Annotated in this window: 12 protein-coding genes; 2 read left to right on the top strand and 10 right to left on the bottom strand. The window is 71.0% G+C overall.

What is annotated here, in order from left to right:
• From GTW43_RS16845 to GTW43_RS16820, 6 genes are all read right to left on the bottom strand, one after another.
• On the bottom strand, positions 1-1,578 hold a 1,578-nt coding region (locus GTW43_RS16845; protein ID WP_161302843.1), incomplete at its 3' end, for a DUF4118 domain-containing protein.
• 144 nt (positions 1,579-1,722) lie between these two features.
• On the bottom strand, positions 1,723-2,448 hold the full coding sequence (locus tag GTW43_RS16840) for an ABC transporter ATP-binding protein (RefSeq protein WP_161301662.1): 726 nt from the start codon (positions 2,446-2,448) through the stop codon (positions 1,723-1,725).
• A 144-nt stretch (positions 2,449-2,592) separates the two neighbouring features.
• A complete protein-coding gene (locus GTW43_RS16835) occupies positions 2,593-3,801 on the bottom strand; it encodes an alginate lyase family protein (protein ID WP_161301663.1) in 1,209 nt (402 codons plus the stop codon).
• A 259-nt stretch (positions 3,802-4,060) separates the two neighbouring features.
• Positions 4,061-4,825: a DUF3710 domain-containing protein gene (locus tag GTW43_RS16830; RefSeq protein ID WP_161301664.1), complete on the bottom strand. Its 765-nt coding sequence runs from the start codon at positions 4,823-4,825 to the stop codon at positions 4,061-4,063.
• A 1-nt stretch (position 4,826) separates the two neighbouring features.
• A complete protein-coding gene (gene dut, locus GTW43_RS16825; RefSeq protein WP_343245978.1) occupies positions 4,827-5,372 on the bottom strand; it encodes a dUTP diphosphatase in 546 nt (181 codons plus the stop codon).
• A complete protein-coding gene (locus GTW43_RS16820; RefSeq protein WP_161302842.1) occupies positions 5,369-5,953 on the bottom strand; it encodes a PaaI family thioesterase in 585 nt (194 codons plus the stop codon). Before GTW43_RS16820 ends, dut begins: the two co-directional genes overlap by 4 nt.
• Positions 5,954-6,011: 58 nt before the next feature.
• On the opposite strand from GTW43_RS16820, the gene GTW43_RS16815 reads away from it, so the two are divergent.
• Positions 6,012-6,461 carry a DUF3093 domain-containing protein gene (locus GTW43_RS16815; protein WP_161302841.1) on the top strand — a complete coding sequence of 150 codons (450 nt, stop codon included), beginning with the start codon at positions 6,012-6,014 and terminating at the stop codon, positions 6,459-6,461.
• A 35-nt stretch (positions 6,462-6,496) separates the two neighbouring features.
• Here the strand turns inward: GTW43_RS16815 and GTW43_RS16810 are convergent, their stop codons facing one another.
• The 4 genes from GTW43_RS16810 to GTW43_RS16795 form a co-directional block, all read right to left on the bottom strand.
• Positions 6,497-7,498, bottom strand: a complete 1,002-nt coding sequence (locus GTW43_RS16810) for a hypothetical protein (RefSeq protein ID WP_161302840.1) — start codon at positions 7,496-7,498, stop codon at positions 6,497-6,499.
• A 13-nt stretch (positions 7,499-7,511) separates the two neighbouring features.
• Positions 7,512-7,808 (bottom strand): DUF4193 domain-containing protein, encoded by a 297-nt coding sequence (locus GTW43_RS16805; RefSeq protein WP_018535993.1) that lies wholly within the window; start codon positions 7,806-7,808, stop codon positions 7,512-7,514.
• Positions 7,809-8,236: 428 nt separating this feature from the next.
• The gene (locus GTW43_RS16800; RefSeq protein WP_161302839.1) at positions 8,237-9,478 is read right to left on the bottom strand and encodes a HAMP domain-containing sensor histidine kinase; all 1,242 of its coding nucleotides are present in this window, start codon (positions 9,476-9,478) and stop codon (positions 8,237-8,239) included.
• Between the two features lie 5 nt (positions 9,479-9,483).
• Positions 9,484-10,137 carry a response regulator transcription factor gene (locus tag GTW43_RS16795; RefSeq protein WP_161302838.1) on the bottom strand — a complete coding sequence of 218 codons (654 nt, stop codon included), beginning with the start codon at positions 10,135-10,137 and terminating at the stop codon, positions 9,484-9,486.
• A gap of 324 nt (positions 10,138-10,461) precedes the next feature.
• Here GTW43_RS16795 and GTW43_RS37545 point away from each other — a divergent pair, with 324 nt between their 5' ends.
• On the top strand, positions 10,462-10,626 hold the full coding sequence (locus GTW43_RS37545) for a hypothetical protein (protein ID WP_202501531.1): 165 nt from the start codon (positions 10,462-10,464) through the stop codon (positions 10,624-10,626).
• The last annotated feature ends 159 nt before the right edge of the window (positions 10,627-10,785 follow it).

Genomic DNA, 10,785 nt, shown 5'->3' with positions numbered 1-10,785 from the left:
TACGGACTCCATCGCGAAGGTCTCGCGGACGCGCTCCAGGAGTTCCTCGAGGCTGGTCTCGCCGCGCAGGACGCTGCCCGCGAGGAAGGAGAGGATCTCGGACTCGGCGCGCAGTCTGGCGGCCTGGTGGGTGCGGCGGGCGGCGAGGTCGACAACGGAGGCGACGGACACGGCGACGCCCACGAAGATCGCGATGGCGACGATGTTCTTGGGGTCGGCGACGGTGAACAGGTGTTTGGGCGGGGTGAAGAAGTAGTTCAGGAGGAGGGAGCCGAAGGCCGCGGAGGCGAGCGACGGGAGGAGCCCGCCCACCAGCGCCGCGGCCACCGTCAGCGACAGGAACAGCAGCATGTCGTTGGCGAGGCCCAGGTCGGTGGCGACGTGCGTGAGCGCGAGCGAGAGCAGCGCGGGCCCGCCGATGCCGACGAGCCAGCCCCACACGATCCGGGAGCGGCCGAGGCGGGCGCCGCGCGCGACAGGCAGCCCGCGCCCCTTGGCGACCTCCTCGTGCGTGACGATGTGGACGTCGAGGTCGGGTCCCGACTCGCGCGCGACGGTGGCGCCGACGCCGGGGCCGAACATGTACTGCCAGGTCTTGCGGCGCGAGGAACCGAGCACGATCTGGGTCGCGTTGACGCCGCGCGCGAACTCCAGGAGCGCGGAGGGGATGTCGTCGCCGACGACGTGGTGGAAGGTGCCGCCGAGGTCCTCGACGAGCGTGCGCTGGACGGCCAGCTCCTTGGGCGAGGCCGCGGTCAGGCCGTCGCTGCGCGCGATGTAGACGGCGAGGACCTCGCCGCCCGCGCCCTTCTCGGCGAGCCGGGCCGCGCGCCGGATGAGGGTACGGCCCTCGGGTCCGCCGGTGAGGCCGACGACGATGCGCTCGCGGGCCTGCCAGGTGGAGCGGATGTCGTGCTCGCCCCGGTACTCCTGGAGGTACTCGTCGGCGCGGTCGGCGACCCAGAGCAGGGCGAGCTCGCGCAGCGCGGTGAGGTTGCCGGGGCGGAAGTAGTTGGACAGGGCCGCGTCGACCTTGTCCGGCTGGTAGATGTTGCCGTGGGCCATGCGGCGGCGCAGTGCCTGGGGCGACATGTCGACGAGTTCGATCTGGTCGGCGCGGCGGACGAACTCGTCGGGGACGGTCTCCTGCTGGCGTACCCCGGTGATGGCCTCGACGACGTCGCCGAGTGACTCCAGGTGCTGGATGTTGACGGTGGAGACGACGTCGATCCCGGCGGCGAGGAGGTCCTCGACGTCCTGCCAGCGCTTGGCGTGGCGGGAGCCCGGCACGTTGGTGTGGGCGAGCTCGTCGACGAGGGCCACGGCGGGGGCGCGGCGCAGCACGGCGTCCACGTCCATCTCGGGGAAGACGCCGCCGCGGTACTCGATCTCCTGGCGCGGGATCTGCTCGAGGCCGTGCAGCATCACCTCGGTGCGCGGCCGGTCGTGGTGCTCGACGAAGCCGATGACGCAGTCGGTGCCGCGCTCGACGCGGCGGTGGGCCTCGGACAGCATCGCGTAGGTCTTGCCGACCCCCGGTGCCGAACCGAGGTAGATACGGAGCTTGCCGCGTCCCATGGCCTCATCGTCTTCCTGTCACTGCCGCGCGCAGTGTCGCCGTGTCGACCCTACGGCCAGGAATTCTCGCAAATCGGACATGATGCTGGTGGGCGGGCGGCTTTGACACAACCCTGATGCGGGCCGCGCGGCGCGTCGGGCGCGTCAGTGCTCGACGATCTCGCCGTCGCTGAGCTCCAGGACGCGGTCGGCGAGGTCGAGCAGCGTCGCGTCGTGCGTGGCGACGAGCGCGGTGACGCGCTCGCTGCGGACGACGGCCCGCAGCAGTTCCATGACGGCGAGGCCGGTCCCCGCGTCGAGCTGTCCGGTGGGCTCGTCGGCGATGAGCAGGGCCGGGGTGTTGGCGAGGGCGCGGGCGATGGCGACGCGCTGGCGCTGGCCGCCGGAGAGCTCGCCGGGCCGCTGTCCGGCGTGCCCGTCGAGGCCGACGAGGGAGAGCAGCAGTTCGACGCGCTCCTCGCGCTCGCGCGGGTCGGCGCCGCGCATCCGCATCGGGATGCCGACGTTCTCGGCGGCGGTGAGGATCGGGATGAGCCCGAAGGACTGGAAGATGAAGCCGATGCGGTCGCGGCGCAGCTCCAGCAGGCCGTTCTCGCCGAGCTCCGAGAGGTCGCGCCCGTCGACCGTGATGCGTCCACGGTCCGGCTCGTCGAGGCCGCCGACGAGGTTGAGCAGGGTCGTCTTGCCGGAGCCCGAGCGGCCCTTGAGGGCGACGAGCTCGCCGCGCGGGATCTCGAAGGAGACGCCGCGCAGGGCGTGCACGGCGGCGGCGCCGGAGCCGTAGGAGCGGTGCAGGTCCTCGACGACGATCATGGGGCCCTGCGCGCCCTGGTCCAGGACGGCGGTGCTCGTCTCGGCGCTCTCGCTCATCGGTGCCGCTCCCCCGTACGTACGTTCCCGGCCGGGCGCCAGTATGGCTGGTGGGCGCCCGGCCGGGCAATGGTCGAGACCAGCGGGCGGTCCCGGCCGGCGGGGCACGACCGCGAGGTCGGGCCACGGGGTCGGGCCGCGGGGTCAGCCCGTGTTCTCGGCGTGGGTGAGGGTCTCCCACGCGACGAACAGGTTGTTGGAGCCCGCGGGCCGCTGCTGCTCGGTGAGCTTCTGGGTGTTCGTCATGGCCGTGCCGAGGCGGGTGTGCAGGGCGTTGTAGCCGACCTCGGTGACGGGTCCGAGACCGCGGGTGACGCTTCCGCCGCACAGCCAGCTCGGCGGCGCCTCGCCCAGCTGGTACTTGGACTGGAAGCCGAGCGCCTGCCGCAGCCGCTCGCCGACGTCCGTGCCGTACAGGTCCTGGCCCTGGATCCGGCTGGTCTCGGCGATGTGCGAGATCGAGGAGATGCCGTACCCGGTGTGGGTGAAGTCCCGGCAGGTCTCCTGGGTCAGGCCGGTCACGAACGTCGACTGACCCTGCCAGTACTTGACGATCTTGTCCTTGGTGTCGAGGTGCTGGCTCGGCACGGTCTTGGGCAGCGCGCCGTCCGACTCCAGGTAGACGTAGGCGGCCGTGCGCGTGCGGAAGGTCACCATCGCCTTGTCGTACGAGGCCTTGTCCTCGAGGAAGACGGAGATGCCGACGGCGGCCTCCGTCATCGTCAGCTCCCAGTTGCCGTTGGAGTTCGAGCCGTTGATGACCTTCGGCAGGTAGACGTCCCGCAGCATGGTCCTGAACCGGTTCTCGTTCGCCCAGCCGCCGTCGTACGTGTACTTGATGATCTCGGCGGCCTTGGGCCAGGAGGAGCCCGCCCAGCCGGTCTGCAGCGGTGCGTTGCTGTTGGTGTGGTCCTTGATCGTGCCGGACCAGGCGTCCATGAGCGCGATGGACTTCTTCGCATAGCGCTCGTCACGGGTGAAGTACCAGGCGAGCGCGTCGGTGTACGCCGCGATGGCGTCCTCGCGCTCGTCGGTGCAGCCGTAGTTGGGGTTGGAGTACGAGCCGCACTCGACGGTCGCGCGGGGCTTGGGCGTGCGGTTCAGGTCGGCGTACTTGCTCGCCATCATCTGGTCGAAGGCGCTCTTCCAGGGCTGGGCGCCGGCGTCGACCTTGTTCTTGGCGAAGTCCAGCTGCCCCTGGGAGACGGTCACTCCGGGGTGGGCGAAGGCGGCGGGTGCGGCGTCGGCGCGCTCCGCGCCGGGCCAGGCGACGACTCCGGCGACCAGGGCGGCGACGGAGGTGGCGAGGGTGGCAAGCAGGGCGGTTCGCGATCTTCTGTGACGAGCCTGCATGGTGGGGGCCATCCGTTCTCGTATGTGAACGTGGGGCGCCGATATGAACGCGGCGTTGGCCGGTGACCTTAGGTACGGACCAGGCTTCCGTCAAGTGGTGAAGAAAGAAGGGCAGTTGGGAGGCGGGCAGTTGGGAGGCAGGTGCGGCCGGGCAGGGCCCGCCGGATTCGCGCGCGACACCGGATTCGCGCACGACAAAGGCCGGGGGCCGCGCATCCCGTGGGATGCGCGGCCCCCGGCCACGTGCGAAGCGGTCGCGTCAGCGGACCTCGGTGATCTCCGGACCGCGGGCCAGCTGACCCATGCCGCCGGAGAAGCGCGAGCCCTCCTGCGCGTCCTGGGGTGCACCCTCGGCCACCATCTGCGCGTCGTCGGGCAGCTTCAGGACGATCGGGTCGCGCGGGGCCATCGGGCCGTCACCGCGCACCACGACGGTGTCCCGGAAGATCTGCTCGAGGAGCCCGGCCGCCTGCGGCTGGACCGCACCCTGACCGGAGATGACACCGCGCAGGAACCAGCGCGGGCCGTCCACACCGATGAACCGCACCACCTGGAAGCCGCCCGTGCCGTCGGGCAGCTGGACGGGCACCTGGGCCCGCAGCTCCCAGCCGAGCGGGCCCTCGACCTCGTCGATCACTCCACCCTGCTGGGTGATGCCGCTGGCGATCTCCTCGCGGACCTCGCCCCAGATGCCCTCCTTCTTGGGGGCGGCGAAGCCCTGCAGCTGGACCGCGCTGTCCTGGAGGACGACGGTCGCGGCGACGATCGCGTCGCCCGCGACCTCCACGCGCAGCTCCATGCCCTCCACGCCGGGGACGAAGAGACCGCCGAGGTCGACCCGGCCCTCGCCGGGCTCACGGACCTCCGAGGAGTCCCAGGGGCCGTCGGGACGCGGCTCGGGCTCGAGCCGCACACGATCCTGCTCCCCGTCGACCTCGGTGTCGACGCCGTCGACCTGCTCGGTCTCGCCCGCCGCGTCCACTGCGTCCTCAGCGGAGCCGTTCTTCTTGCGACGTCCGAACACGTCACTGTCCTTCCCGGTCGGATACGACCGAAGCGTATCGATTCCCACCCTTTGAACCGCCTGTGCCCTCATGGGCGCCGGTGGTGCCGCCCACGGAGGCGTGTCCACCGGTGGACCCGAAGCCCCCCTCGGCCCGCACGGAGTCGGGAAGCTGCGCCACCTCGCGGAAGCGCACCCGCTCGACCTGCTGGACGACCAGTTGGGCAATCCGGTCGAAGCGCTCGAACCGCACGCTCTCGCGCGGGTCGAGATTCACCACGATCACCTTGATCTCTCCACGGTACCCGGCATCCACCGTCCCTGGGGCATTCACCAGGGCGACACCGCAGCGTGCGGCGAGACCGGACCGTGGGTGCACGAAGGCCGCGTACCCCTCGGGCAGGGCGACGGAAACACCCGTCGGCAGAACCGCGCGCTCGCCGGGCGCCAACTCGCACGCCTGCGTGGTGCGCAGGTCCGCGCCCGCGTCACCGGGGTGCGCGTACGCGGGCAGCGGCACGTCGGGGTCGACGCGCGTCAGGAGCACGTCGAGGGGCTGGTGCGTCACGGGTTCACCTCGAAGGCACGGGTGCGCCGGATCTGGTCCGGATCGCTCATGGCCGCCTGGATCTCTTCCTCGCGGCCGTTCTCGATGAAGTGGTCGACCTTGACCTCGATGAAGAGGGCGTCGGCGCGGACCGCGACGGGGCCGTCGGGCCCGCCGATGCGGCCGGTCGCGGTCGAGTAGATCTTGCGGCCGGCCACGGCGGTGACCTCGGCGGACAGATGCAACACGGTGTCCACGGGCACCGGGCGCACGTAGTCCGTCTCGAGCCGGCCGGTCACGGCGATGGTCTGCATCAGCCAGTTCAGCGAGCCGAGCGTCTCGTCGAGCGCCGTCGCCAGCAGACCGCCGTGCGCGAGCCCGGGCGCACCCTGGTGCGCGGGGCGCACGGTGAACTCGGCGGTGACGCTCACGCCGTCCCCGGCGCGCGCCTCCAGATGCAGCCCGTGCGGCTGCTCGCCGCCGCAGCCGAAACAGTGCCCGTAGTGCGCGCCGAGGAGCGTGCCGGGGGCGGGGGCATCGGGGTGCCGCACCGGCGCTATGGCATCGGCGGGGGGCGTCAGAGCTGCTGAAGTACCACTCACAGGCGCAGACCTTACCCGCGCGTCCTGTGCCTTCACGCATCGTGCCAAGCTTGAGCCCATGGAGCTCTCGACGACGCCTTACGAAGAACGCCTCACCGCCCCGCGCGCGTGGTGGCTCGTCACGTTCCTGGTGGGCGTCGCCTGCGGCCTCGTCCTGCTGCCCTTCGGCACGCTCCCGCTGCTCGGCGGCTTCGTCGGCGGCCTCGTCGTGGCGGCCGTGATCACCAGCTCGTACGGCTCGATCCGGGTCCGGGTCGTGGGCGGTTCGCTGGTCGCGGGCGACGCGAAGATCCCGCTGTCGGCGCTCGGGGACGTCGAGATCCTCGACGCCGAGGAGGCGCGCGCCTGGCGCACGTACAAGGCGGACCCGCGGGCCTTCATGCTGCTGCGCAGCTACGTGCCGACCGCGGTGCGGGCCGAGATCACCGATCCCTCGGACCCGACGCCCTACGTGTACCTCTCGACGCGGGAGCCGCAGGCGCTGGCGAAGGCGCTGGGCCGGGGCTGACGGGCGGCCCGCCGCGTGCGGGCCCGCGGTGCGGCTCAGTCCTCGATCTCGAGGGCGTCCTCGGGGACCTCGAGCGCCGGCAGCTCGGGCAGGGCGTCCCAGGGCACCTGGAGGCGCCGCAGGTCCTTGCGCACGCGCTCGGCGAGCTTCTTGGTGTCCCGGCGGTTCATCACGGCGCCGACGGCCGCGCCGACCATGAACGGGGTCAGGCTCGGCAGGTTGCGCACCATGCGCTTCATGATCTGCTGGCGGAGCTCGCGCTTCATCTGTCCGCCGAGCGCCGCGTTGACCGACATCGGTTTGGAGACGTCGATGCCGCGCTCCTCCGTCCATGCGGTCAGATAGGCGCTGCTGCGGTCCTTGAGGCCGCCCGGCGGGCGCATTCCGTAGACCTCGTGGAGCTCGGCGACGAGCTTGAGCTCGATCGCGGCGACCCCGGTGATCTCGGCGGCGAGCTCGGTGGGCATCGCCGGGGGCACCGGCAGCATCGCGGCGGCGCCGACTCCGGCGCCCACGGTGGACGAGGCGTTGGCCGCGCCGGCGACCAGCTTGTCCGCGAGCTGCTCGGGGCCGAGGCCCGGGAACTGCCGGCGGAGCGTGGCCAGGTCCCTGACGGGGACCCGTGGCGCGTTCTCGATGATCCGGTCGGCGAGATAGCCGATGCCGGCCTTGGCGGCTGCGCCGCTCTTGGCGATCCCGGTACGCGCGGCGGAGCCGCTCCGGGAGATGCCGGTCCGTGCGGCGGTGCCGCTTCTGCGTACGCCGTCCCTGACGGCCGCCGTACGGCTTCTGGCGGGCCGCTCCTCGGACCGGGTCACGTCGCTGTGACCCGCGTCGTGCAGGTCCACCGTGCCGGAGGCCGTCGGGGAGCCCGCCGCCTGCCGGTCGTCGGCGGATTCGAGCGAGGCTGCTCCTGAGGGGGAAGAGCCTCGCTCGTCGTCGCGCAGGGCCTCGGAAGGGCCTTGCGCCGCGTCCCGGACGTCCTGGACGTCCTTCTTCCGGGAACGGCGCTTCCAGGGCGGGGTCGAGCCGGTCATGCCCGACCCTGCCTCAGTCGCAGTCGCGGCAGATGGGCTGACCGTTCTTCTCCCGCGCGAGCTGGCTGCGGTGGTGCACCAGGAAGCAGCTCATGCAGGTGAACTCGTCCTGCTGCTTGGGCAGGACGCGGACGGCCAGTTCCTCGTTCGAGAGGTCGGCGCCCGGAAGCTCCAGGCCCTCCGCCGCCTCGAACTCGTCCACGTCGACGTTCGACGCGGACTTGTCGTTCCTCCGTGACTTCAGCTCTTCGATGCTGTCCTCGTTGAGGTCGTCATCGGTCTTGCGTGGGGTGTCGTAATCCGTTGCCATGTCGCTCTCCCCCTCTGGGTGTCTGCAGGTGTCTCAGCGCACGTAACGCATGAGAGGCCGGACTTGTGCCCGACCTGAGGCGGAGATTTTGCCTCACATCAAGGTCTGTTACTCAATCGACACCCAACCGGACTCCTCTTGAGTGATCGGCTTGGGTGGCGAACGGGACCGTACACGGTCCTATCAACGCACTGCACAGGCGCCATCCCGTGTACTTCCCGTGATCAGGGCGCCCGAAAACCCGGATTTTCCCGGCTTTACGGAGGCCTTTGCGCTCACAGAGCGTGGATGGCCGGAAATTCGCCCATGTGATCGATCACACACGGCCCCCTCGGGATCAGGTCCCGAAAATTCCGCTAAAAGCGAACTCCTCCAGCGCGTCGGCGGAAGCATGTCAGATCCGCAGGCGCGCCGCATGTCGAACCCGGCTAGATCGGCAGGGTGACACGCATCACGAGCCCACCCCCCTCGCGGGGTGTGGCGGTGATCCGGCCCCCGTGGGCCCGCGCCACGGACCGGGCGATGGACAGCCCGAGGCCCACTCCCTTGTCGCTCCCGGTGCGCTCGGTGCGCAGCCTGCGGAACGGCTCGAAGAGGTTGTCGATCTCGTACGCGGGGACCACCGGGCCCGTGTTGACCACGATCAGGACCGCCTGACCGTGCTGGGCCTCGGTGTCGACCTGGACCCAGCCGTCCGTCGGCACGTTGTACCGGATGGCGTTCTGCACGAGGTTCAGGGCGATGCGCTCCAGGAGCACGCCGTTGCCCTGGACGACCGCCTCCTTGCGCTCGCCGCGGATCTCGACACCCTTCTCGTCCGCCTCGGACCGGGCCTGGTCGATCGCCTGCGCGGCGACCTCCGCCAGGTCCACGGGCTTGCGCTCGACGATCTGGTTGTCGCTGCGGGCGAGCAGCAGGAGGCCCTCGACGAGCTGCTCGCTGCGCTCGTTCGTCGCGAGGAGCGTCTTGCCGAGCTGCTGGAGCTCCACCGGGGCACCCGGGTCGGAGAGGTGGACCTCCAGGAGCGTGCGGTTGATCGCGAGGGGGGTGCGCAGCTCGTGCGACGCGTTCCCCACGAAGCGCTGCTGCGCGGTGAAGGCCCGCTCCAGGCGGTCGAGCATCTCGTCGAAGGTGTCGGACAGCTCCTTGAGCTCGTCGTCCGGACCGTCCAGCTCGATACGGCGCGACAGGTCCGTGCCGGCCACGCGGCGCGCGGTGCGCGTGATGCGGCCGAGCGGGGACAGCACGCGGCCCGCCATCGCGTACCCGAACGCGAACGCGATGATCGCGAGGCCGAGCAGGGCCATGAGCGAGCGGCTCAGCAGAACGTCGAGGGCGTGGTTGCGCTGCTGGGCGACGCAGTCGTTCAGCGCGCTGTTCAGCTCGCTGGCCGGGAGCTTGGTGCCGTCCGGGATGTTGCAGACGCTGCTGGAGACCGTGCCTTCGACGATCTTGAAGGGCAGCTCACTGCCCACGTTGAGCGCCTGGGCGGCGAGCAGGTAGATGATCGACAGGAGCAGGATGCCCGCGATCAGGAACATGCCGCCGTAGAGCAGCGTGAGCCTTATGCGGATCGTGGGGCGCAGCCAGGGGAAGGGCGGCTCGTCCTTCATCCCCGGCTTCCAGGTCGGCTTCGGAGGCGCCGAGGGCGGCGCGGGTGCGGCGGCCATGGAGGTCAGATCCGGTAGCCCGAGCCGGGCACGGTGACGATGACGGCGGGCTCGCCCAGCTTGCGGCGCAGGGTCATGACGGTGACGCGCACGACGTTCGTGAACGGGTCCGTGTTCTCGTCCCAGGCCTTCTCCAGGAGCTGCTCCGCCGAGACGACGGCTCCCTCGCTGCGCAGCAGGACCTCGAGGACGGCGAACTCCTTGGGCGCGAGCTGCACCTCCTTGCCGTCCCGGAAGACCTCGCGGCGGTTCGGGTCGAGCTTGAGACCGGCGCGCTCCAGGACGGGCGGCAGCGGCACGCTCGTGCGGCGGCCCAGGGCGCGCACACGGGCGGTCAGCTCGCTGAACGCGAAGGGCTTGGGGAGGTAGTCGTCGGCGCCCAGCTCCAGGCCCTCCACGCGGTCGCTGACGTCGCCGGAGGCGGTGAGCATCAGGATGCGGGTGGGCATGCCCAGCTCGACGATCTTGCGGGCGACGTCGTCGCCGTGCACGACCGGGAGGTCGCGGTCGAGGACGACCACGTCGTAGTCGTTGACGCCGATGCGCTCCAGGGCGGCCGCACCGTCGTACACGACGTCGACGGCCATGGCCTCCCGGCGCAGTCCGGTGGCCACCGCATCGGCGAGCAGCTGCTCGTCCTCGACGACGAGTACGCGCACGTCGCTTGTCCTTCCTCTGGTCACCCGCGGGCACACAAGGGCGCACGCGGGCAGGTTCGGTCACGGAGTGTGGGTCACCATCCTGCCCCTTTCGGCCATAAACCGGCTGTAAGGCGGCCAGGGGACCCGGGAATGCCAGTTTTTCCGGCGGGGTTGAGGTTTCCACGGAAGGAGGGGCGGGGAGGACGGGTTTACACCCGCGATCACGCTTTGTATGTGGCATGCCACGAGCCGCTCCGCGCACGGCGGTTCGAGTCGTGATCGCCCCTTCCACCGGGCACACCCCCGTGCCACGACCCAGACCCAGGACGAGGGGGCGCAACCATGGACGCATTCACCGCAGGACTTCTGCAGCGCATAAAGGCGGCCGAGTCCGACCTGACGCGGGCACGCGAGACCGGCGACGACTTCCTCGCCGAGGTCGAGCTGGGCGAGCTGGACGACCTGCGCCGTCTGGCCGCCGAGCACGGCGTGGAGATCCACGCCTGAGCGTCGCGCGACGAGCACGAGGAAGGGCCCCGGCGCCTGGTTCGATCCAGGCGGGCGCCGGGGCCCTTCCTCGTGTCCGGCCGGACGACGCTTCTCGGGAAGCGCGCCCTAGGGCCTGTCCGGCGGATCAGGTCGCGTCCGGGTGGCCCGGGCTGTTCA

The sequence above is a fragment of the Streptomyces sp. SID5785 genome, assembly GCF_009870065.1.
GTDB lineage: Bacteria > Actinomycetota > Actinomycetes > Streptomycetales > Streptomycetaceae > Streptomyces.
Note: the sequence above shows the minus strand (reverse complement) of the source record. Positions and strands in the feature narration are given on the sequence as shown.